The sequence below is a fragment of the Flavisphingopyxis soli genome, assembly GCF_007995095.1.
Lineage (GTDB): Bacteria > Pseudomonadota > Alphaproteobacteria > Sphingomonadales > Sphingomonadaceae > Flavisphingopyxis > Flavisphingopyxis soli.
Genome location: NZ_VOPY01000002.1, coordinates 729,500 through 750,870, shown reverse-complemented (window position 1 = coordinate 750,870; position 21,371 = coordinate 729,500). Strand labels below are relative to the sequence as shown.

Genomic DNA, 21,371 nt, shown 5'->3' with positions numbered 1-21,371 from the left:
AACGCGAACTGAAGATCGAGGAATACTCGGTGTCAAACCGTGGGCTTCGGCCCAATCTCGTCGGCACGCCCGAACAGTTGATTGAGCGCATCGCCGCTTACGAGGATGCTGGTCTTGACCTGCTGCTGCTTCAGATGAGTCCTCAGGCCGAAGAAATGGATCGCTTCGCCGAGCAGGTGATTGCGCCAATGAAGGCGCGATAGCCCTTGCAACCGAATCAGGGCAAAGATTTGCTAAATGCAGGGAACCTGAGCGGGCTTTGCGGCGATCACTCCTTGAACGGGGCCGGCTGCCCTGCATGCTGCTAATCCTGATTGAATATCACTGCTGCCGCGACCGTTACCGATAAAGCACCCTTAATCAGTAATTCTGGACCATCCGCCCACTTTGCGGCTAGCTGGAATTATGACCTTGGCCCCCTCGTTCGAAATAGATCCCGCTTTGGCGCCAATTCTCGCTACGGTTCTCGATGCCGTAGTTGTAATGACGCCTGAGGGTTTGATCGGCGGATGGAACGAGTGTGCCGAAAAGATATTCGGCTGGTCGGCGCTGGAGGCCAGAGGACAGGTCTTGGCCGACTTAATCGTTCCAGAACAATTTCGCGAGGCTCATAACCAAGGTCTCAATCGATTAGCCCAAGGGGGCACTCCACAGGTTTTGCACCGCCGCATCGAGATTACTGCCCTTCGCCGGGATGGGCATGAATTTCCGATCGAACTTTCAATCACCGAGGCCCAAAGTTCATCGGGCCCGGCATTCATAGGCTTTATCCGCGACATATCGGAACGGCGAGACGCGGAAGCACAAATCGAACGTCAAGCGTTTGAAAGTCGTCTGATGTTTGAAATTGCCAATATGGCCTCAAATTCAGACTCGTTCGAAAGCGCTCTCCGCAAAGCTCTCGAAGCCATTTGTCAAATCACTGGATGGCCAGTGGGCCACGCGTTCGTTGTCCCACCCGGCAATCCTCAACTGCTGAGTTCTTCGGGAATCTGGGTCGAAACCGAAACAGGATTGACGGATGCTCTCCGTGAAAAAACCATCGCGACACAATTTCGCTCCGGCGTTGGCCTCCCTGGCCGCATTTTAGCGACCGGCGAGCCTCTGTGGCTCACAGACACCGATACCGAATCCAACTTTCCTCGGAAAGGGTCGGGCTTTCGAGGAGCATTCGGCTTCCCACTAAAGCAAGACGGACGCGTTATCGCGGTTCTGGAATTTTTCTCAAAAGCACAGTCTGCTCCAGTTCCTGAAATATTGCTTACCGTTCGGGCGATAGGTGAGCAGGTAGGCCGCGTTTTTGAGAGAAAGAGAACACAAGATCATCAGAACCTATTGCTTCATGAACTCGATCATCGTGTTAAAAATATCCTGTCTGTCGTTCAGGCAATAGCGCAGCAGACATTTCGCCGGGCGTCGTCTGTCGAAGATGCCTACGGTATCTTTCGCGGGCGATTGATGGCGGTGGCGCAGGCGCAAGATATATTGGTCTCTCAAAATGTGGAGGGTGCCACACTACGTGAGATCATTGACGGGGCGCTCGAGGGCTCGGGAGTTTCAGCCGACCGAGTGACCATGGACGGGCCCGAGGTCAGGGTGTCGGGTCGCAATGCCGTCACGATTTCACTCGCGATTCACGAACTCTGCACCAATGCGTTCAAATACGGCGCACTTTCAGTGGACGACGGGTCGGTGACAATCACCTGGGGGATAGATGACGGGCAGGCGAAATCGTTTCAATTCGAGTGGCGGGAACAGGATGGGCCACCTGTCGTTATACCTGATCGGAAAGGTTTTGGGACCAGTTTGCTAGAGCGAGGTCTCGCTGCCGAGTTAGGGGGGCAGATCATTCTAAGTTATGCTCCCGAGGGTGTTATCTGCAGCTTCACGGCTCCCTTACAGTAGCATCCGTAGGCGCTCATATGCCGAGCGTGGCAGCTTCGTTGCCATCAAAGATGTCGGAACAACGAGCCTGATTTCGCTCACGTTAAAAACAGGAAATTTTGTTGACCATGGAAACGCAGCCGCTCCTAGTCGTAGACGATGAAACCCTAATCAGACTCGACCTCGTGGATGTGCTGGAAGCTGGCGGATTTACTGTTCAAGATTGCGCTGACGGGAGCGCGGCGCTGAACTACGTGGACGGAAGCGGACATCTGTGCGGTCTAGTCACTGACATCAATTTGGGGGGCAAGATAAGTGGCTGGGAAGTCGCTCGGCAAGGTCGTAAAAAGTTCCCCAATCTTGCCGTGGTTTACATCACCGGAGACAGTGCATCTCAATGGCCATTTGAGGGAGTGCCCAACAGCATGGTGCTTCAAAAGCCATTTGCTGACGCCCAAATCTTGAACGCGGTCACGACCTTGATGAATCAGCAGAGTAATCAATCGAACACAGAATGATGCCCCGCATCTTTGCAATGGTAGCGTCAAACCCGTCGGCGCGAATTCCGCACAGTTCTCGCGTATGATGCGAGCGAGCGACCGCTTCCTGTATTTTGCGTTCCACGCCGGTCTGTCGGACATCCATCCAATTTCGGCCATTCATCGACGCTATCGGCAATTGAAAGCCGGTGGTCCGCTATCAGGCGCATTTGCAAACCTCGAATGACCGAGGTGAGGCCGCGTTGCAGTCTGGCGGTTAAATTGAGAGGCGACTGGCGGCTCGAGGGCCGATTGCCCGTTCCGGTGTTGGGAGCTTAGTCAAGTTTGATGCCGTTCGGCTAAAAGCCAAAAGCCTGCCATTGCAGACCATTGTTTTCGCTCCAGCAACTTTCTATCCGTTTGGAGTGCGTTGAGGCCGCAAATGGCTGTAAGCCGCCCGAAAAGCTTAGGCGACATGTTACCGCAGTTTGCCGTTATGCCAGCGCATCCCTCACCTTCGCTTAGGTCGCGCGAACGACGTTTACCGGCTTAAAAGTGTTTAGCGACACCTATAGAAACTCGCGGATTAGCACTTCCGCTTTCGAACCTGGGGCCAGTCAGCGGGATAGCAACTTCTAGATTGGCGTCGAACATCTTGTTGACGTCTATCCGGATGCCGGCTCCGCTCGAGGCCAACCGCGACGAGTCAGATAAAGATCCCAGATCGTCGACTACGCCCGCGTCAGCAAATCCATAGAATTGGGCACTACTGATCGCGCCATCGCCCTCGAAGTCATAGCGGATCTCATTCGACACAGCAAAACCCCGATCGCCGCGCACTTCGCTATAATCATACGCCCTCAGAAATCTCGAGCCTCCCAGCGAGAATTCCTCGGATGAAGGGAGGGGCCCCAGAGCAATCTGGCCTTGCGCCGCTATGAAGATACTCAGCGGGCGCGATACTTGATGCGTCCAATCTGTTGATATCCGCAAGCTGGTAAAAACGGGTCCGGCATCGGCACGCGAATTCAGCGGGTCATTTGACGCCGTCGCACCCAATGCATCTATTCCTTGAGTCAGTTGGGCGTTGAAACGAACGCGGCCAAATTCGCCCTTGGCAAACCCCGTTAGCCCGATATTGGTCGTCGTTGTTCGGTCCGAGCGGACTAGCAAGCCCGCCGACCTTTGACGCGATTCTTGCAGCTTCAAATTGCCTTCAAGCCAAAGACTTAAGGCGCGACGGCGAAGCAAGGGGTATGCCCCTGCAACTCCGAGCTGCTCGCTAGTCCCTCGCAGGCTGCGTGCGGCGAGATAGCCACCAGGTCGGCTGCGCGACGCTGACGTGAAGACTGAAACTGACATCCCGCTAGCTCCAATTTCGCGGCCGTAATCGAGCCGGCCATAGGCAAACTCACCGGGTTGGAACGGCGTCGTCGAAACATAGGCTGAAGTGACGTCGTTGTCGTCGAGCAGTCCATTGAGATCAACCGCAAGCCTCACGTTATGTCGCCCAAAGGCCTCGCTTCCGTCATTGCTGAAATAGGCCCGTCCTTCGATGCGATCTATCTGCACCGGGATCTGCAGAATCTTGCGACCGCCCTCAACTAACAGCGTCGCATCCCCTAACCTTATACCTGGCAAATCGTCGGCGAGCAGAAGCTGCCGTTCTAGTTCGCTCAATCGGACAGGGCGCGCGCTGATAAGTTTTTCGAGCAGGCGCTTGACTGCTGAATGCGCCTGACCGGTCAGGCGCACTTCATCAAGGCGCCCCTCATCCAGCTGGACCTGAAGAACTCCGTGGCTCAATGATTGCGGGGCTATCGTTGCATTTGCGAAGATAAAGCCTTTCGATTTTGCGACGGCACTGATCTCAGTGGCGAGCTTGATCAGCGCTGCGTTGTCCAACACATGACCGACATATTTGTCGATGACCGGAGCAAAATCTGCATTGGTCATTTCGCTCAGACCGGTGATCACGATTGCCCCGACAAACAACCCGCTTTCCGTGTCCAGCCGCGGCGCATTGATTTCCTCTCCCACAACCATTTGTTTGTCTGGCTCATCCTTGCGCGCGCGAACCTCCGTCGGCGCGCCTGAAAGCACCGCGTCGACGCGATCGCTGGCTTCTTGCGCGTGCGCGGACACTGCGCAGAGAAATGCGATTAAGCTGAGCAATGTCCCTAGAGTGTAGCGTCGCATGTCAAGCAGAGGTCCTGGTCGTTGAGGTTGATCACTCCTTATCGAACAATATTGTTGAAAATGAATTAATTAGCTTAATTTTAACCGTGTTCTGTAGTTTGGCTTCAACTTTCTCGTCGTAATTGGTGCAGGTTCAAACAGTTCGATCTCGCTCGATGCAAGGATCCGTTATGATCAAGAAAATTACGCTCCTGGCGGTTGCCGCCGGACTCTTTCATGCGACGCCTGCTTTGTGTCAAACGCCCGTCTGGAAAGCCTCCGAGGTGCGAGGACAGGCAACCGCTACGCTGGGAAGCAAAAGCGGCACGCTCAGGGCTGGAACGGCACTGGAAAGCGGGACGCTGGTCGAAACCGGGTCCGACGGTCGTGTTGTTCTGGTGCGCGGAGGAGAGTTCATAACGCTCGCGCAAAACAGCCGCATAAGGCTAGCACCGCCAGAGGGGGACGGCGGAATTATCCAGGTGCTGCAGGATTGGGGAAACGCAATATTTCGCATCGAAAAGAAAATGAAACCGCATTTCGGTGTCGGCACCCCATACCTCGCCGCCGTCGTAAAGGGCACAACCTTTAGCATAACCGTTGATGCGCAGGGCTCGTCAATGCAGGTAATTGAAGGCGCGGTTGAAGTCTCTACCGATGACGGGGGCGCGCGGTCGCTTATTCGGCCAGGGTCGGTAGCGTCTGTCGATGCGCGTGATTTATATCAGATTACCGTATCGGGTGATCAAAATCTCATCGTCAATTCCCCCGCCAGACCTGCCGGATCAGCCTCTGCTCCGACGTCGGCTACTGTGCCTAGTCCACTAGGCCAACTTCTTGTGGAGAGCATAGCAGCGGCCCCGGTAGAACTAGCCTCGTTGACGAATAATCTAGTTTCTAACGAGGCTACTGGGACTGCGGCGCAATTAGGAAAAGAATCTAAATCCGACAAATCTACGAGCCAGGGCGGGAGCCAGTTTACCGAAGTCTGGGATGGTTCGATTGATAGTCGGAATGGCAACGCCAATGACGATAAATTCCGGGGTAACAATGGTCAGGGCGGCAACGGCAACGGCCAAGGTGGCAACGGTCAGGGTGGCACCAGCAACGGTGGCAACGGCAACGGTAACGGCAACGGCGGAGGCGGCAACGGCAACGGTAACGGTGGAGCCGGAAACGGTAACGGCGGAGGCGGCAACGGTAACGGTAACGGTAACGGTAACGGTAACGGTAACGGTAACGGTAACGGTAACGGTAACGGTAACGGTAACGGTAACGGTAACGGTAACGGTAACGGTGGAGCCGGAAACGGTAACGGCGGAGGCGGCAACGGTGACGGCAAGGGCCCGAAATGACGGGTGGCGTGTGAAAATCTTGGATTAAGCGCGTCGCGTCCTATTTCGATTTGGCCGAGGAAACTGTTAATCGGTCATAGGTTATCGCCTTTACAGCGCACAACTGGGCGGCTTTCAAATTTCGCTGCATGTCAGGCAAGGGAAGTTCCCCGGCGTTTATTTAATCGTAGTTATTCGACGATAAGAGCTTCGGAATGAAGCTTGAACTCGCAAAGACCTTACCCCGACACTGGCGATTGATTATTATCATCGCCAGTGTTTTGCTTGGCCCCTTGGTCGCGACCACCGGATTGGGTGTGTCTCCCGAACAATCTCTGCGGTCAATTCGAGACTCATGGCGCAACCGCCCGGTCGATGGACAGCTACAGATTATCGAAATTGATCCGAAGAGCATACGCGCGCTGTCGAGATGGCCTTGGCCGCGCGGCGCTCATGCTCGTCTCGTTGACCGACTCAACTCTGCGGGAGTTCGTCAAATCGGATTTGACGTCGATTTTTCCTCGCCGAGCATCGAAGCGCAGGATAAACAGTTTGCTCGCTCAATCGCTCGATCTCGCGCGACAGTATTTCTCCCGACCTTGCGCCAGTCGCTGGACAGCACTGGAACCGGTGTCGCCGATTCTGTTCCGCTACCTGCGTTCGCAAAAAATGCGCTCACAGCTTCGGTTAACGTAACCGCAGATGATGACGGCGTTATGCGACAAATGGCTCTCGGCCAGGACACTGCGGGGAAACCGCGTCCTTCGCTGGCGGCACAGCTTGCCGGTCGATCCGGCAACAGCGATATGACATTTCCGATTGATTACGGAATCGATCTCGTTTCGATACCCAGGCACAGCTTCATCGATGTCATTGAAGGACGAGTTCCCGCGAAAGTGCTTGCCGGAAAGGACGTGATCGTTGGCGCAACAGCGATCGAGCTAGGTGACCGTTATCCCGTTCCGCGTTTCGGCGTGGTTCCGGGCGTCTATGTTCAGGCGATGGCCACCGAAACGCTTCGGCGAGGTATACCGACAACGCTTTCATTTTGGGTGGCGGTCATCCTCATATTGCCTGCTTTGATAGGTGTTGTGTATCTTCAAACGACCATCCGGATCGTGTCGCTGGTTGCTTTTTCCGCTACGTCAATTTTCCTACTGGCCTTGGCATCGGAAAGTTGGTGGTCGCTAACCGCATCAATAATTCCAGCGCTCGTCGTGCTCATGTTTGGCGCCATTGCGACTGTTGCAGCCAATCGGCTGCGTCGCACCTTTAAGGCATCGTTACACGACAGTGCCACGGGTCTGCCGAATACCCGGGCTTGGCTCAGGGCTGACAAGGCCGCGAGTGCAGCAATAGTGCTCACTCTGCCCAAATATGATGCGATCGTATCCCTGCTGGGCGAAACAGACGTAGCCTTGTTCATCAAGCGATTGTTGGAGCGCCTGGCGCCAGCTTTAGATGATGCGACCGTCTACAGGATCAATGATAGATCGATTGGTTGGGAGCTGGGAGAATGTGATTTTTCCCAACTGACCCAAAAGATGGCGTCGCTCGACCGACAACTCCTCCACCCGATAGAGTTTACTGGGCATCAGCTCGACGTGCAGACGGGAATCGGCGTCGCTGTCATTGATGCGCGAGGCAAGAGCGCGGCGATTACAGGTGCGCTAGGCGCGGCAGGCTATGCTGCGCAACGCGGGCTGAAGTGGCATCTGAACGACGGAGAAAATCGCGACGCAGACGAACGCGAATTAACGCTGCTAGGGGAGCTCGACGTCGCGCTCGCGCAAGAGGAGATTTTCGTCGTTTACCAACCCAAGCTTGCGCTGGAGAGCGATACAATTGTCAGCGCCGAAGCGCTCGTTCGTTGGAATCATCCGACACGGGGAATACTGTCACCTGGCATGTTCGTAGAGGCTGCTGAGAATAACGGTCGAATAATCGAGCTCACGCTCTATGTTCTCAATGTCGTATTGCGCGATCTGGTGGTCTTGGCCAATAGCGCTATCCACATCTCTGCGGCGGTCAATATCTCTGCTAAGCTGCTGGGAGACAGTGATTTCCTAGGACGCGCCCTGACGATGATTGAAGCATCAGGCGTTCCTCCTTCACAGCTGATCTTTGAGATCACCGAATCCGCAGCCATTCTCGCGCCGGCCGATGCCTTAACCTCGATCGCTCGGTTGCGCGACAAGGGCGTGGCGATCTCGCTCGATGATTACGGCACGGGCCAGTCTTCTCTGGCCTATCTTAAAAAATTCCAAGTCGATGAGCTCAAGATCGACGCAAGCTTTGTCCGTAACGTGCACTGTGACGGAAAAGACCGCATTCTGGTGCGCTCTACGATCGAGCTCGCTCATGAGATGGGGATCAAAGTCGTTGGCGAAGGCGTCGAAGATATCGACTGCCTAGAAATGCTCCGAACGCTAAAATGCGACATCGTCCAAGGATACCTGATCAGCCAACCCCTCATAGCACATCGACTCCGCGACTTCGTGCTTGAGCATCAAGATACGTATAAAATTGCGGTCTGACCCTAATAGCGGATTTGCCTGATATGAATCGGATTTCCAGTATCCGCTATCGTCACGAACGATCGTAACAAGACGGATTGTTCCCAACGAGCGACCCCTTTTGTGAACGAATGGCCGGAATGGGGATTTGCTCTGTCTTAGACGAATGTCCGAAATTGGGCGCAGAGCAGACGCTCCCACGTTTGGCGTTGAACTAGGGGTATGGATGGGGGTAAAATCTCTTACTCGCTAAAATTCTTCGCGTCTGATCAACTAGTTAATCTATCTGTTTGAATCCCACCCTCTCCGCCACCGGCCTTGCACCGCAGCTGGTGCCCGCCCTGCCTGCATCGGCATCATCACTCCGCAACATTACGCAATGCGGCGATCGCACAACTCGTGAACTATGACCTTTGACACAGTTGGAGGTTGCGATGACGCGTGCGTTCAAGGACCATTCGACGTAAGCAAATACGGCGTGTTCGATGCGCGCCGCCTGATCGACGAGATGGGTTCGTCGATCGAAGATCGCGAGAGCTAGGCGATGGTTGCGTCCTCCCGGTTGATTGCCCGCCGATTGGTACCTTGCCGCAAGTGTAATATGGTCGATCGCGGCCAGCGCGATGGGGGGGATTATGTCCGAACGGATTGTCGAGATTTTCCTGCCTGAAATTTCGGTCGGCGATGTCCGACGGGTGATCGCCCGCCATTGCCGCAGATTCTGGCAGGAGACCGTGCCGGGCGACAAGGAGAAATTCTCCTGTCTCGTCCAGCATCGCGGCGTCGAGGGGTTCCTTGCGGATCTCGACGAGGCGTTCGGTGGGCTGCCCGATTTCACCGTGCTCGTCACCCGGTTGGAAGCGGTGATCCCCGCAATGCCCGAGGCGACGCTGGCATTCGAGCGAGGCCGCGCGAGCGAACGGCCGCCGACGCGGATCGAGCGCTTCTTCAGCCGCGACCGGATCAGCACCGACGAGCTGCTCGACGACATTGACGAGAAAATCCACGTCACGCCCAATTTCCTGCTGATGCTTTCGCTGTCGGCGATCATCGCCGCGCTCGGCATGCGCAGCGGGCAGACCGCCGTGGTGATTGGCGCGATGGTGATTGCTCCGTTGCTCGGGCCGGTCATGGGCATGGCGCTTGCCGCCACGCTGGGCGATGCAAGACTGGCGCGGCGATCGGTCTCGACCATCGCGATCGGGGCGAGCCTGGCGTTCGTGACGAGCTTTGTCGTCGGCCTGCTGACATCGATCGACCCGAGCGTGCCCGAACTGCACGCGCGCACGATCGTCCAACCTGCCGACATCATCCTGGCGCTGGCGTGCGGTGCCGCGGGGGTATTGGCGTTCAGCCAGGGGGCCTCGCTTTCGCTCGTCGGGGTCATGATTGCCGTCGCGCTGGTGCCGCCGCTGTCAGCTGCTGGCGTCCTGGCGGGATCGGGTCATGCGATGCTCGCGATCAACGCGCTGTTCCTGTTCGCGGTCAACCTGACATGCGTCAACCTGGCCGGGATCGTCATGTTCCTGGTCCAGGGGCTGCCGCCGAAAACCTGGCGTTTGACAGCGGGCGTGACGCTGATCTGGGCGGGCATATTGCTGCTGCTCTTTGCGCTGATGATCGGCCGGATCGGTTTCGGCATCGCCGCGATGGACGGGCTGAGGGGATTTTAGCGTCGCCGGTTTTCCCGGCGTTGGTATCATCACGTATTTCCTCGGCGGTCGCCGGTGTTGCAAGCGTGTCTCGACAGGAGACTAAAGATGGCAAAAGAACAAAGCGCGCTGCCCCGGATCGTAGTATTAGGCGCCGGGTTGGGCGGAACGATCGCAGCCTATGAACTCAAGGCCGCGGTGAAGGGCAGGGCGAGCGTCAGCGTCGTGTCCGACAGCGCCGTATTTTCTTTCCTGCCGTCGAACCCGTGGGTCGCGGTTGGCTGGCGCGAGGCAGACGAGGTGCAGGTCGAACTTGCCCCGATTTTTGCGCGTAAGAATATCGATTTCACGTCGGTCGGGGCGACGCGCGTCCACCCGCAGGAAAACCGGCTCGAGCTCAACGACGGCACCAGCGTCGCCTACGACTATCTCGTGATCGCGACGGGCCCCGAGCTCGCCTATGACCAGATCGAGGGTCTGGGACCCGATGGCGGCCACACCGTCTCGATCTGCCAGACCGATCACGCCAAGGCGGCGGCCGGCGTGTTCGAAAGCTTTGCCGCCAATCCCGGTCCCATCGTCGTCGGGGCGGTACAGGGCGCGTCGTGTTTCGGCCCGGCCTACGAGTTCGCGATGATCCTCGACACCGAACTCAGGCGCCGCAAGATCCGCGACAAGGTGCCGATGACCTTCGTGACCTCCGAACCGTATATCGGCCATCTCGGCCTCGACGGTGTCGGCGATACCAAGACGATGATCGAAAGCGCCTTTCGCGATCGGCACATCAAATGGATCACCAACGCCAAGGTAGCCAAAATCGAACCGGGCACGATGCATGTCGAGGAAGTCGGCGAGGACGGCGCGGTGCGCAGCAACCACGACCTGCCGTTCGGTTTCGCGATGATGCTGCCATCGTTCCGCGGCATCCCGGCGGTCATGGACATCGCCGGACTGGTCAATCCCAAGGGGTTCGTGATCATTGACAAGCATCAGCGAAACCCGGCGTACGGCAATATATTCGGCCTCGGCGTGTGTGTCGCGATCGCACCGACGGGGCCGACGCCGGTGCCCGTCGGGGTGCCGAAGACGGGCTTCATGATCGAAAGCATGGTGACCGCGATCACCGCCAACATCTCGAACATGCTCGACGGCAAGGAACCGACCACCGAGGCGACGTGGAATGCCGTGTGCCTCGCCGATTTCGGTGATGACGGTTTCGTCTTCGTCGCCCAGCCGCAAATTCCGCCGCGCAACGTCAACTGGTCGGCCCAGGGTCGCTGGGTCCATTACGCCAAGATCGCGTTCGAAAAGTATTTCCTGCGCAAGATCCGCAAAGGCGAGAGCGAACCGTTCTATGAGCGGCTGGCGCTCGAGGCGATGGGCCTGCGCAAGCTGAAGATAACGCAAACCGATCAGGACTCGGTCGAGGACTGAAGCGATATCAAGTCGGCCCGAAATGCCCTAGTGGGGATGTGAAGACAGGATTATTCCCGGAGAGAGCACGATATGGGCAGGATTTTCAAGCATCTGATTCTACTGGTGGCGGTCATGTTTGCGGTGCCGGCAGCGTCGCAAACGCCCAGCGTTCACCCCCAGGTCGTCGCGCTGACCGTGGCCCTCGATAGCGAAGCCGATCCTGCCCACCGCATCGCGATCCACAACAGCATCGCCCGCTGGCGCGCGATCGAGATCGACCCCAACGCGCGCTATCTCCTGGTCAACATTCCCGCCTTCGAGATTTCGCTGTGGGAGGGCGGCGAGCTTCAGGGACACTGGCGCGCGATCGTCGGCAAGGCGTCGACCCCGACACCCGAGTTCACGACGATGGCGACGGGTGCCATCGTCAATCCGTGGTGGAACGTTCCCGCCAGCATCGTGCGCGAAAGCGTCGGCCGGCTCGTCGCACGCAGTCCGCGCGAAGCGGCGCGACGCGGCTATGTGAAGATCGGGACTCGCTATCGCCAGAAGCCCGGTCCCGACAACGCGCTCGGGCAGATGAAGCTCGACATGCCCAATCCTGCCAGCATCGGCATCCATGACACCCCGTCGAAGTCCCTGTTCGACAAGACCGTGCGCAGTTTCTCGCACGGCTGCATTCGCGTCGACGATGCGCTGGGCTTTGCCGCGACGCTGCTCGGCGGCGATGACGAGGCCAAGCGCCTGGTTGACGAGGCACTGACGAGCGGGGAGACGACGCGCCTGGCGTTCGATGAGCCGATCCCGGTCGTGGTCGGCTATTTCACCGCTTATGCCGATAGCGAAGGCCGGCTTGTCTACTATCCCGACGTCTATGACCGCGACCGGCCTGTCGCGACGGCTTCGGTCGGATTGTTGCCGTTCGAGAGCGAATGCGCGAACGGCTGATCCGAAATCAGTGCGCGATGACGAGCGGGACAGGGCAGTCCTTGAGGAAGTCGTGCGTGACACCGCCAAAGACCGCTTCGCCTGCGCGGCTGTGCCCGTAGCCGCCCATGACGACATACGCCGCGCCGATCCGCCGCGCCTCATCGACGATGGTCTCGCCGAGCGGGTTGCTGCCGCGCGCGACGACCTGGAGTTCAGCCGAGACGTCGTGGCGCGAGAGATATTCCATCAGCGCGATCGACGGGAAGCGCCCGTCGTCCTGCTTTTCGATCTGGATCGCGCGGATGTCGTCGGCAAGCTTGAGGAGCGGCAAGGACTGGCGGACGGCGTTGGCGGATTCGTAGCTGCCGTCCCAGGCGATCAGAGCGGTCCCGTTGAAGTCGGGCGGATCGCCGTCCTTGGTCGGAAGCAGCAGGGGAATGCGCGCCTTTTGCAGGATGTCACCCAAAAGCCTGATCGGCGTCCTTGCCGTCGTGCCATGGGGGTTGTCGCGTCCGCTCACCAGGATATCGGCAAGCGCCGCGCGTTGCACGATAACGTGAACGGGTTCGCCGGTGACCTGCTCATAGTCCCACGGGACGTCCTCGCCGGCGAGACGGTCTTCGACCTTGCGCCGGATCGCGTCTTCGCTGTGGGCGAGTGCGGTGATGATATCGCTCATGACGAAGATGCCGCCGAAGCCGTCGAAAGCGACATAGGCGCTGGTCGGGGTTACGTGGATGCAGCTGAGGTGACCGCCGGTCGCGCGGGTGACCGCCAATGCGGCCTGCAACCGCTGTTCGAGCGTGTCGTCATCCTGAACATGGAGAAGAACCGATTTCATGATCGCCTCGCGCCGCTGTTGGAACCGTCACCCGTGGTACTTCGGCGCGCGCGAAGGTAATATTGGGGAAACTACGCAAAGGGCCGCATCGCCAATGCCAAGACGGCGGCGTTACGGCCGCGTTAGCTAGGGAATATTCCTTATACCGTCGGCGCCCAAAGAAGACGAAGATCGCCGCGTTCCATCAAGGCGAGGTTCGTATGCACGCACAGACTTCACGCAGACCGGTTGCTTCGCGCCACCCCGGCCAGGGCGCCTGGGCAACGCTGCTTTGGCTCGTCATCGGCTTGATGCTGATCGCGGCGGTCCTCGTCGGATGGGATCTGCTGCACGAATTCTGGCTGTTCGTGATTTATTGGCTGCAGCCATGAAGCGCATCCTGATCGCCTATGACCTGACCAGTTCGGGCGCGCGCGCGCTCGAGCGCGGGTTGGCGCTCGCCGCGCTCGATCATGCAGGCGTGAGGCTGGTGCATGTCACCGACCGGCGTTTGCCCGACGCCGAACAGGCGGTCCTGATCGAGGAGCTGCGCGATATCGTCGAGACGATGATGCTGCGCCATGCGAACGTGGCCGACATATCGGTCGAAGTCGCGACAGGAGATCGCGCGACCGAAATTGCGAGGGCAGGTGAGGAATTCGAGGCCGGGCTGATTGTCGCGGGCGGACACAGCGCGATGCGCATGCGCGATGGCCTGTTCGGTACGACGGTCGAGCGCCTGATCCGCCAGACCGGGCGACCGGTTCTCGTCGTGCGCAACGATCCCTTGCGGCGCTATCGCCGCATGATTGCGGCGATCGGCGGCGAGGAGGACGTTGACGAGACGCTCGCGCTGGCCCGCCTGATACCATCGGTGGACGAGGTGTTGGCGGTCCATGCCTGGCTACCGTCGCATCGATGCCGAACCGGCGCATCGCATGAAACGACGAAGATCGAACGAATGATCGCCAAACAGGCGGCGGCCAGCGGCCTGAACGATCTCCATATCCACGGCGCGGCGCTGCGCAGCGACCCGATGACAGCAGTGATGACGGCATTCGAGGCGATCGATGCCGACCTGCTCGCGATTGCAACGCATGCCCGCAGCGGATTTGCGCTGGCGTGGAAGGACAGCTTTGCCGACCTGATGCTCGAGCAGACTTCGCTCGACTTGCTGATCCGGGCGTTGCCGCGATGATCTGGCTTTGACCAACAGGCCGACGAACCGGCCAAATCAATTGGTCATCGATTAAATACATAGGGTCCGACAGAAGGGAATGCTATGATGCCTGTCAATCGACGCGGGAATGCAGCATGCCTGAAAAGTCACTCGACCGGCCGCAGCAGCGACCAGGCCAGGATAAGGCGACCAACGCTGCCGAGGCCGGCATGACAAGTCTGTTCCGCGACGACACCTATTTCCAGTCGATCATCGATACCGTTCCCGACGCGATGATCGTCATCGATGAAACGGGATTCATGATCGCATTCAGCCCCGCGGCGGAAAAGATGTTCGGCTATCTTGCCGGCGAGCTGATCGGCGAAAACGTCAATACCTTGATGCCCTCGCCCGATCACGAACGGCATGACGGCTATCTGCGCCGCTATCGCGAAACAGGCAACGCGCAGATTATCGGCAAGGGGCGCGTCACCACCGCGCGTCGCCGCGACGGAACGACGTTTCCGATCGATCTCTCGATCGGCGAGGCCGAGGTGGATGGCATACGGATATTTACTGGCATTATCCGCGACCTGACCGAGCGTCACGAAAGGACCAGGAGGCTCCACGTCCTGCAATCGGAACTGGCGCATGTCGCCCGTATTTCGCAGATGGGGACGCTGGCGACGTCGCTGGCACACGAGCTCAACCAGCCGCTGGCGGCGATCACCAATTACGTCGAAACCGCCTCGGCCGTGTTGGCGCAGCAGGGGGTTGGCGAACACTCGACGGTGCGCGAGGCATTGTCGCTGTGTGCCGACGAAGTCGAGCGAGCGGGCGACATCATCCGGCATTTGCGAGAATTCATCAAACACGGTGAAACCACGCGCGTTCGTGCGACGCTCGGCACTATCATCGACGAATCGATCGCGCTGGCGCTCGCCGACGGTGCAGGCAGGGGAATCGCCACGGCAGTGCGCCTGGACGAAGCCGCCGAAGACGTGCTGGTCGATCGGATCCAGATCCAGCAAGTGCTCGTCAACCTGCTGCGCAACGCGACCGAGGCGATGTCCGAGACGCGCAGCAAGGCGATCGAAGTGGTCACCCGCGCGATCGACGGTAAGATGAGCGAGATCATCGTCGCCGACACCGGCCCCGGACTCGAGCCGCGAATCGCCCGGCGTCTTTTTCAGCCGTTCGAGACGACCAAGCCGACTGGCATGGGACTGGGCCTGTCGATCTGCCACACCATCGTCGTGGGGCATGGCGGGCGTATCTGGGCCGAGCCGTCGCCGATTGGCGGCACCGCCTTCCATTTCACGCTGCCGCACTTCGACGACACCAAGGTAGAGACATGAGCCAGGACCACTGTATCTATATTGTCGATGACGACGCCTCGGTTCGCCGCTCGCTCAAATTCCTGCTCGATACCGAGCGGCTGCCGTCGCAGGCGTTCGAGAGCGGTGACGATTTCCTGAAGGAAGCCGGGTCGCTGACGCCTGGGTGCGTCCTGCTCGATATCCGGATGCCGGGGCGCGACGGCCTTGAAGTCCAGAGCGTCTTGAAGGAACGCGGTCTGGCGTTTCCCGTCATCGTCGTTACCGGCCATGGCGATATCGGACTGGCGGTCCGGGCGATGAAGGCGGGCGCGGTCGATTTCCTCGAAAAGCCTTATCGTCGCGAGGATCTGCTGGATGCTTTGATGCACGGGCGCAACCGGCTCGAGGATGGCGAACAGGTCAAACAGAAAGCGACCGAGGCGAGGCTGCGTCTCAATGCGCTGACACCGCGCGAGCGCGAAGTCATGGACGGTCTCGCCAACGGCCATCCCAACAAGACGATCGCCTTTGACCTGGGCATCAGCGCGCGGACGGTCGAAGTGCACCGGGCCAACCTGATGGAAAAGCTGGATGCACGCAGCCTCGCGGATGCGCTAAGGGTCGCTTTTGCTGCGCAAGGCAGCGATTAGCCGGTTCCGTCCAGCGGGATGATCCGAGCGACGCGAAACGGCAACGTGCTGCCATCGGGTTCGTGAATGGTCAGATACTCGCCCTCGACGATCCTGTGCGTTTCGAGGTGGTAGAGCTGCTCGTCATCGTCGTCGCCGACGCGGTAGGAAAACGCCCAGCCATTTTCGGTCCGAATGACATAACCGCTAATGTCTCGCTCGTTGGGCCAGAAACGACGGACGGTAGCCGAAGGGCGCGAGCGGTCGAGCTCGTCGAGATCGACCGTTCCATCATTGTTCAGGGGCAAGTGAACGAGATAGGCACGCGACGCAGAGCCTTGGGGAAACTCCTCCGTTCGCGCTAGCTCTAGCCGTATCGATTGCCATTGCATATCGCTCTCCTCCACTGGGACTGCTCTACGTAACTGCGTGGCGCTTTGCAGAGCATTGGTAATGTTACGGAGGGCTGACTGGTGGCGGCGCCACGAACCGCTCGCAGCGCACCCTAGTAGTATCCCTGATTCTCACATCGCTGTTCGCTCCGCATTATCGTCTCTCAATCATCGCGCCGCACCGCGCATCATGGCTCCCGAGGTAACGAACGCCAGCGAGCACGTCGGGGCGGTCGACGTCGCGGTAGACGGCACAGCGATTTTCGCAGGAGGACGACACCAATGCCCCCGCAAATGTCTTTTTCGAACCCGCGCGACGGCGTTCACGACCTGCGCAATATCCTGGGGGTCGTCGCGTCGGCCACCCGCCTGCTGGAAGAAACGCAGGAGGCACAGCGGCGGCGCGAGTTGCTTGCCTCGCTCGAGACCGCGGTTCGCCGCGGCGGCGAGATTTGCAACGCACTGTTGCGGGCGCAAGCCGAACCGGAAACCGAAGCGAAACAGTGCGACCTAGACAGTGCGATCGGCGACTTGATGCCGTTCCTGCGCGCGGTCACCGGTGGCGACCTGGCGCTGTCGCTCGATCTTGCCGCGGGCCAGGGCGAGGTGCCAATGTCGCTGGACGATCTCGAAACCGTGCTGGTCGAACTGATCACCAACACGCGCAAGCACGCCGTCGGCGCGCATGGCGTGCGGATCCGTACCCGCCGGGCGGGCGACACCGATTGGCTGATGATCGCCGATGACGGCCATGCCCAGATCGCCCGGCAGCGGCCGAGCTATTCGGGACACGGACTGTTGCGCCTTGAGCGCCTCGCCCGAGGTGCCGGCGGCTCGCTTAAAGTCCGCAAGCTGCCCGGCGGCGGACTTGCCGTCGCGCTCAGCCTCCCTGTCCGCACCGATGGGCGTCGGCAAGGCAGCGCCTGCCCGTCCCCAACCCCCGAGGAGATGTACCATGAAGACCGACAGCCAGTTACAGCGTGACGTCCTCGACGAGCTCGCCTGGGAACCCAGTGTCGATCACGCCGAAATCGGCGTCGCCGTTACCGACGGCGTCGTCACGCTGTCCGGGATCGTCCAGAGCTATACCGAGAAGGTCGCCGCGGAAAAAGCGACCCGCCGGGTCAAGGGCGTCAAGGCGATCGCCGAGGAGCTGACCGTCCGCTATGACTTTCAGTCCAAGACCGCCGATAGCGAAATCGCCCAGCGGGTGAGCGCTGTCATGTCATGGGATCCGCTGGTACCCGATGACCGGATCGACGTGACCGTCGAAAAGGGCGTCGTCAAACTGACCGGCGAGGTGGACTGGAATTACCAGAAACAGCGGGCCTTCAAGGCGGCGTCGAAAATCTCGGGCGTGACGGGGATCGCCAACCTGGTCCGGATCGAGCAATCGGTCGATACCGGCGACATCAAGCGCCGCATCGAGGATGCTTTCAAGCGCCAGGCGCACCTCGAAAGCAGCAAGGTCAACGTCGTTGCCGACGGCCACAAGATCCGGCTCGGTGGCCGGGTGAATAGCTGGCACGAGCGCGGCATCGCCGAGCGTGCCGCCTGGTCGGCGCCCGGTGTGAACCACGTCGAGGACAACATCATCGTCGGCTGAGGCCGCACGCGATCGGGGCGGCCCGCGCATGGCAGCAAGCGCCGCCTCATTCATTGGGAGATCAGGATCATGAAAAACATACTCGTAATGGTCCACGACGACCCGGGACAGGAGGCGCGGCTCCAGTGCGCGTTCGATGCGGTTCGGGCGCTCGACGGGCATCTCTACTGCCTCGACGTGATCGATTATCCGGTTGTGGTGTCGGACGAATACAGCGCTTTTTCAGCCGGTATCATCTTCGTCGAAGACACCGAGCAGCGATCGGTCAACCGAACTGTGGTCGAGCAACGCCTGAAGGTCGAGGGACTGCCGTACAGCTGGATCGAGGACAACGGCGACTTTGCCGCGAGCATCGAACGCAACAGCGCGCTGATCGACCTGATCGTGATCAACACCAGGCCATCCGAACGATCGGGCAGCGACCAACATTTGCCGGCGAAGCTCGCACGCAAACAGGACATTCCGCTGCTCGCCGTGCCGGCCGGCGTGACGTCGTTCGATCCGCGCGGACCGGCGCTCGTCGCCTGGGATGGCTCGGCCTCCGCCAACCAGGCGTTGCAGGCGTCGCTGCCGCTGCTGCGCATGGCATCGAAAGTGACCATCATATCGGTTGCCGAGCGCGGCGATTCGGGAGACGCGACTGAGGCGGCGGTCTATCTCTCGCGTCACGATATCGGGGCCGAGATCAAGATGATCGAGAACCCCACCATGCCCGTTTCGACATATTTGCTCGACGAGGCCGAGGCGATCGGCGCATCGTTGTGCGTCCTTGGCGCCTACGATCACTCGCCGCTGCGCGAGCGCCTGTTCGGCGGCACGACCGAGCGCTTGCTCGAACACAGCCCGGTCCCGCTGCTGCTGGCGCATGAAAATTGACGATCGATCAACCAGACTGGCATGGCTGCTCATACAGTGCCGCCGCCTTTCCCTTCCCGCACGCAAAAGGAACCGCTCATGCCGCATTTGCATTCGGCCGCTGAGCGCCACCGTGTCACGCGTATCGGCTGGCTTCGCGCGGCCGTGCTGGGCGCGAACGACGGTATCGTCTCGACCGCCAGCCTGATCGTCGGTGTGGCGTCGGCGTCGGCGGCGCGCGGCGATATCCTGATTGCCGGTGCGGCCGGCCTGGTCGCCGGTGCGATGTCGATGGCCGCGGGTGAATATGTCTCGGTCAGCTCGCAGGCCGATACCGAAAAGGCCGACCTGGGACGCGAACGCGCCGAGCTGGCCGCAACCCCCGAGGCCGAGCTGCGCGAATTGACGAACATCTATGTGCAACGCGGGCTGAGCGACGAGCTGGCCGCAACGGTCGCCGAGGAGCTGACCGCGGGCGACGCGCTGGCCGCGCATGCCCGCGACGAGCTTGGCCTGTCGACCGCTACCGCGGCGCGTCCGATCCAGGCGGCGCTGGCTTCGGCGGCGACGTTTACCGCAGGGGCGGCGTTGCCGCTCGCAATAGTCGTGATGGTGCCGCTCGGCCGGCTCGTCGCTGCCGAAGCGATTGCCGCGTTGCTGTTCCTTGCCCTGCTGGGAGCGCTCGGCGCGGTCGCGGGAAGTGCCCCCGTCGGCCGCGCCGTCATCCGGGTCACGTTCTGGGGCGCGATCGCGATGCTTGTCACAGCCATTATCGGGAGATTAGTCGGTGCCGTCGTCTAGCCATCCATCGGGTCCTTCGGGATTCCGCCGCATCCTGATCCCCGTCGATATCGACGAACCGTCGTCATGGCAGATCGCGCTCCCGACCGCGCGCGAACTGGCCAGGGCATCTTCTGCGAAGGTAACCGTGCTGACGGTGTTGCGCGATATCGAGGCGATCGCCCAGGGAGTTGCCTATTCGCTGCCGGGCTATCGTGTCCTCCACGATCTCGCCGACGCCCGGCTGGTCTCGCTCGTCGCCGAGAGCATTCCCGATTTCCCGTCGCTCGAGACGATGGTCACGTCGGGCACAGTCTATACCGGCATTCTCGACACCGCGCGTGCGAAGGACATCGACCTGATCGTGATGGCATCGCACCGGCCCGCGATGAAGGACTATCTGCTCGGCAGCAACGCCGCCAAGGTCGCGCGCCATGCCAAATGTTCGGTCCTGATCGTCCGACCCGAAGCCGACGGGGGCTAGGTGGCGGGGCAAGCGGAAACGCGCGACCCATCCGTAAACATGCGTAACGCACGCGCCCGCGTGAAGGGGTAAACGGGACCCAAGCGAGCCCAGGAGACCGTCATGCTAGAAACACTTTTCACCGACGAAAACCGGATGGGGTTCAAGGTGTCCGGCCATCTCGACGCCAAGGAACTCGACGATCTCTATCGCGCGGTCGAGGGCGCGCTGGCCGATTTCGACAAGACGCATCTCTACATCGAAGTCGGCGACTACACCGGCTTCGACGCGCAGTTCGTCGCCAGCAACCTGCACCGGTCGTTCGCCCTGATGGGCAAGCTGTCGTCGTTCGGACGCGTCGCGGTGGTCGCCGACCAGCCGTGGCTGCGGCGCGCGGCCAAGCTCGAAAGCGCGTTGCTGCCGCACATCGCCTATGAAGTCTATCCGCTCGCCGATCGCGATTTGGCGCTGGCCTGGGTCAAAGGCGAAAGCGGTTCGCCGCACCAGCCCGCATTGTCGATCATCGCCACCGACCGAAGCGACCTCGTGGCATTCGACATCGCCGGTCGCCTTGCCGCCGCCGACATCCACCGCGTTGCCCAAGCGATCGAAAGCGCGCTGGCCGAGAGCCCCAAGATCAGCCTGCTGGCGCGTTTCACCAAGTTCGAGGGCATGGATGCGTCAAACCTTGGCGATGCCGATTATCTGCACATGAAATGGTCGCTGCTCGGCCATCTCGATCGCTATGCACTGATCGGAGCGCCGCACTGGCTGGCCGCGACAGCGCAGGGCGCGAGCATCCTTATCCCGGGTCAGATCCGCGCCTATGCGGCCTGTGCCGAGGACGAAGCGTGGCGATGGCTGAATGCCAAACCGCTCGACACCCAACACAACAAATCTGTTCAAGCCCGGTCGCACGACCTGGCCCAAAACGATGCCTGACAGGAAGGTCACAGTAT

21 protein-coding genes and 1 pseudogene are annotated in these 21,371 nt (G+C 60.0%); 19 read left to right on the top strand and 3 right to left on the bottom strand.

Annotated elements, in window-relative coordinates; all coding sequences use genetic code 11:
- The 3 genes and pseudogenes from FSZ31_RS10200 to FSZ31_RS10190 all read left to right on the top strand — a co-directional run.
- Positions 1–203, top strand: a pseudogene (locus FSZ31_RS10200) (LLM class flavin-dependent oxidoreductase); the annotation flags it as partial.
- A 202-nt stretch (positions 204–405) separates the two neighbouring features.
- Positions 406–1,905, top strand: coding sequence for a sensor histidine kinase (locus tag FSZ31_RS10195; protein ID WP_147123222.1), 1,500 nt, complete (start codon positions 406–408; stop codon positions 1,903–1,905).
- 107 nt (positions 1,906–2,012) lie between these two features.
- Positions 2,013–2,402 (top strand): response regulator, encoded by a 390-nt coding sequence (locus FSZ31_RS10190; RefSeq protein ID WP_161596005.1) that lies wholly within the window; start codon positions 2,013–2,015, stop codon positions 2,400–2,402.
- Positions 2,403–2,912: 510 nt separating this feature from the next.
- Here FSZ31_RS10190 and FSZ31_RS10185 read toward each other — a convergent pair.
- Complete coding sequence (locus FSZ31_RS10185) at positions 2,913–4,562, bottom strand: ShlB/FhaC/HecB family hemolysin secretion/activation protein (protein WP_147123220.1); 1,650 nt, start codon at positions 4,560–4,562, stop codon at positions 2,913–2,915.
- A gap of 170 nt (positions 4,563–4,732) precedes the next feature.
- On the opposite strand from FSZ31_RS10185, the gene FSZ31_RS10180 reads away from it, so the two are divergent.
- The 6 genes from FSZ31_RS10180 to FSZ31_RS10160 all read left to right on the top strand — a co-directional run bounded on the left by FSZ31_RS10180 (position 4,733) and on the right by FSZ31_RS10160 (position 12,407).
- Positions 4,733–5,896: a FecR family protein gene (locus FSZ31_RS10180; protein WP_161596004.1), complete on the top strand. Its 1,164-nt coding sequence runs from the start codon at positions 4,733–4,735 to the stop codon at positions 5,894–5,896.
- Between the two features lie 194 nt (positions 5,897–6,090).
- Positions 6,091–8,412, top strand: coding sequence for an EAL domain-containing protein (locus tag FSZ31_RS10175; protein ID WP_147123218.1), 2,322 nt, complete (start codon positions 6,091–6,093; stop codon positions 8,410–8,412).
- Between the two features lie 385 nt (positions 8,413–8,797).
- A complete protein-coding gene (locus tag FSZ31_RS13050) occupies positions 8,798–8,932 on the top strand; it encodes a hypothetical protein (protein ID WP_268934273.1) in 135 nt (44 codons plus the stop codon).
- Positions 8,933–9,026: 94 nt separating this feature from the next.
- A complete protein-coding gene (locus tag FSZ31_RS10170; RefSeq protein WP_161596003.1) occupies positions 9,027–10,064 on the top strand; it encodes a TIGR00341 family protein in 1,038 nt (345 codons plus the stop codon).
- Positions 10,065–10,151: 87 nt separating this feature from the next.
- Entirely contained in the window at positions 10,152–11,477 is a 1,326-nt protein-coding gene (locus tag FSZ31_RS10165; protein WP_147123216.1) for an NAD(P)/FAD-dependent oxidoreductase, read from the top strand.
- 114 nt (positions 11,478–11,591) lie between these two features.
- Entirely contained in the window at positions 11,592–12,407 is an 816-nt protein-coding gene (locus FSZ31_RS10160; protein ID WP_236643770.1) for a L,D-transpeptidase family protein, read from the top strand.
- Positions 12,408–12,414: 7 nt separating this feature from the next.
- On the opposite strand, the gene FSZ31_RS10155 is transcribed toward FSZ31_RS10160, so the two are convergent.
- Positions 12,415–13,230 (bottom strand): universal stress protein, encoded by an 816-nt coding sequence (locus FSZ31_RS10155; protein ID WP_147123214.1) that lies wholly within the window; start codon positions 13,228–13,230, stop codon positions 12,415–12,417.
- A gap of 200 nt (positions 13,231–13,430) precedes the next feature.
- Here FSZ31_RS10155 and FSZ31_RS12845 point away from each other — a divergent pair, with 200 nt between their 5' ends.
- The 4 genes from FSZ31_RS12845 to FSZ31_RS10140 all read left to right on the top strand — a co-directional run bounded on the left by FSZ31_RS12845 (position 13,431) and on the right by FSZ31_RS10140 (position 16,337).
- Positions 13,431–13,601 carry a hypothetical protein gene (locus FSZ31_RS12845; RefSeq protein ID WP_161596001.1) on the top strand — a complete coding sequence of 57 codons (171 nt, stop codon included), beginning with the start codon at positions 13,431–13,433 and terminating at the stop codon, positions 13,599–13,601.
- A complete protein-coding gene (locus tag FSZ31_RS10150) occupies positions 13,598–14,407 on the top strand; it encodes a universal stress protein (RefSeq protein WP_161596000.1) in 810 nt (269 codons plus the stop codon). The genes FSZ31_RS12845 and FSZ31_RS10150 overlap by 4 nt, the downstream gene beginning before the upstream one ends.
- Before the next feature lie 116 nt (positions 14,408–14,523).
- A complete protein-coding gene (locus FSZ31_RS10145) occupies positions 14,524–15,726 on the top strand; it encodes a PAS domain-containing sensor histidine kinase (RefSeq protein ID WP_147123212.1) in 1,203 nt (400 codons plus the stop codon).
- On the top strand, positions 15,723–16,337 hold the full coding sequence (locus FSZ31_RS10140; protein WP_147123211.1) for a response regulator transcription factor: 615 nt from the start codon (positions 15,723–15,725) through the stop codon (positions 16,335–16,337). Before FSZ31_RS10145 ends, FSZ31_RS10140 begins: the two co-directional genes overlap by 4 nt.
- On the opposite strand, the gene FSZ31_RS10135 is transcribed toward FSZ31_RS10140, so the two are convergent.
- Positions 16,334–16,624, bottom strand: a complete 291-nt coding sequence (locus FSZ31_RS10135) for a hypothetical protein (protein WP_236643753.1) — start codon at positions 16,622–16,624, stop codon at positions 16,334–16,336. The two genes, FSZ31_RS10140 and FSZ31_RS10135, sit on opposite strands and share 4 nt — an antisense overlap.
- 366 nt (positions 16,625–16,990) lie before the next feature.
- Here FSZ31_RS10135 and FSZ31_RS10130 point away from each other — a divergent pair, with 366 nt between their 5' ends.
- From FSZ31_RS10130 to FSZ31_RS10105, 6 genes are all read left to right on the top strand, one after another.
- Complete coding sequence (locus FSZ31_RS10130; protein ID WP_147123209.1) at positions 16,991–17,692, top strand: sensor histidine kinase; 702 nt, start codon at positions 16,991–16,993, stop codon at positions 17,690–17,692.
- Positions 17,664–18,314 carry a BON domain-containing protein gene (locus FSZ31_RS10125; protein ID WP_147123208.1) on the top strand — a complete coding sequence of 217 codons (651 nt, stop codon included), beginning with the start codon at positions 17,664–17,666 and terminating at the stop codon, positions 18,312–18,314. The genes FSZ31_RS10130 and FSZ31_RS10125 overlap by 29 nt, the downstream gene beginning before the upstream one ends.
- A 69-nt stretch (positions 18,315–18,383) precedes the next feature.
- Entirely contained in the window at positions 18,384–19,190 is an 807-nt protein-coding gene (locus tag FSZ31_RS10120; protein WP_147123207.1) for a universal stress protein, read from the top strand.
- A 78-nt stretch (positions 19,191–19,268) separates the two neighbouring features.
- Complete coding sequence (locus FSZ31_RS10115) at positions 19,269–19,970, top strand: VIT1/CCC1 transporter family protein (protein ID WP_147123206.1); 702 nt, start codon at positions 19,269–19,271, stop codon at positions 19,968–19,970.
- A complete protein-coding gene (locus FSZ31_RS10110) occupies positions 19,957–20,433 on the top strand; it encodes a universal stress protein (RefSeq protein ID WP_147123205.1) in 477 nt (158 codons plus the stop codon). Before FSZ31_RS10115 ends, FSZ31_RS10110 begins: the two co-directional genes overlap by 14 nt.
- A 102-nt stretch (positions 20,434–20,535) precedes the next feature.
- Positions 20,536–21,354: a SpoIIAA family protein gene (locus FSZ31_RS10105; RefSeq protein WP_147123204.1), complete on the top strand. Its 819-nt coding sequence runs from the start codon at positions 20,536–20,538 to the stop codon at positions 21,352–21,354.
- Positions 21,355–21,371 lie beyond the last annotated feature (17 nt).

What these genes read in the sequence shown, in the direction of transcription:
- FSZ31_RS10195 (WP_147123222.1), top strand. Translation starts at nt 406, where the DNA reads ATGACCTTGGCCCCCTCGTTCGAAATAGATCCCGCTTTGGCGCCAATT.
- FSZ31_RS10190 (WP_161596005.1), top strand. Translation starts at nt 2,013, where the DNA reads ATGGAAACGCAGCCGCTCCTAGTCGTAGACGATGAAACCCTAATCAGA.
- FSZ31_RS10185 (WP_147123220.1), bottom strand. Translation starts at nt 4,562, where the DNA reads ATGCGACGCTACACTCTAGGGACATTGCTCAGCTTAATCGCATTTCTC.
- FSZ31_RS10180 (WP_161596004.1), top strand. Translation starts at nt 4,733, where the DNA reads ATGATCAAGAAAATTACGCTCCTGGCGGTTGCCGCCGGACTCTTTCAT.
- FSZ31_RS10175 (WP_147123218.1), top strand. Translation starts at nt 6,091, where the DNA reads ATGAAGCTTGAACTCGCAAAGACCTTACCCCGACACTGGCGATTGATT.
- FSZ31_RS13050 (WP_268934273.1), top strand. Translation starts at nt 8,798, where the DNA reads ATGACCTTTGACACAGTTGGAGGTTGCGATGACGCGTGCGTTCAAGGA.
- FSZ31_RS10170 (WP_161596003.1), top strand. Translation starts at nt 9,027, where the DNA reads ATGTCCGAACGGATTGTCGAGATTTTCCTGCCTGAAATTTCGGTCGGC.
- FSZ31_RS10165 (WP_147123216.1), top strand. Translation starts at nt 10,152, where the DNA reads ATGGCAAAAGAACAAAGCGCGCTGCCCCGGATCGTAGTATTAGGCGCC.
- FSZ31_RS10160 (WP_236643770.1), top strand. Translation starts at nt 11,592, where the DNA reads ATGTTTGCGGTGCCGGCAGCGTCGCAAACGCCCAGCGTTCACCCCCAG.
- FSZ31_RS10155 (WP_147123214.1), bottom strand. Translation starts at nt 13,230, where the DNA reads ATGAAATCGGTTCTTCTCCATGTTCAGGATGACGACACGCTCGAACAG.
- FSZ31_RS12845 (WP_161596001.1), top strand. Translation starts at nt 13,431, where the DNA reads ATGCACGCACAGACTTCACGCAGACCGGTTGCTTCGCGCCACCCCGGC.
- FSZ31_RS10150 (WP_161596000.1), top strand. Translation starts at nt 13,598, where the DNA reads ATGAAGCGCATCCTGATCGCCTATGACCTGACCAGTTCGGGCGCGCGC.
- FSZ31_RS10145 (WP_147123212.1), top strand. Translation starts at nt 14,524, where the DNA reads ATGCCTGAAAAGTCACTCGACCGGCCGCAGCAGCGACCAGGCCAGGAT.
- FSZ31_RS10140 (WP_147123211.1), top strand. Translation starts at nt 15,723, where the DNA reads ATGAGCCAGGACCACTGTATCTATATTGTCGATGACGACGCCTCGGTT.
- FSZ31_RS10130 (WP_147123209.1), top strand. Translation starts at nt 16,991, where the DNA reads ATGCCCCCGCAAATGTCTTTTTCGAACCCGCGCGACGGCGTTCACGAC.
- FSZ31_RS10125 (WP_147123208.1), top strand. Translation starts at nt 17,664, where the DNA reads ATGAAGACCGACAGCCAGTTACAGCGTGACGTCCTCGACGAGCTCGCC.
- FSZ31_RS10120 (WP_147123207.1), top strand. Translation starts at nt 18,384, where the DNA reads ATGAAAAACATACTCGTAATGGTCCACGACGACCCGGGACAGGAGGCG.
- FSZ31_RS10115 (WP_147123206.1), top strand. Translation starts at nt 19,269, where the DNA reads ATGCCGCATTTGCATTCGGCCGCTGAGCGCCACCGTGTCACGCGTATC.
- FSZ31_RS10105 (WP_147123204.1), top strand. Translation starts at nt 20,536, where the DNA reads ATGCTAGAAACACTTTTCACCGACGAAAACCGGATGGGGTTCAAGGTG.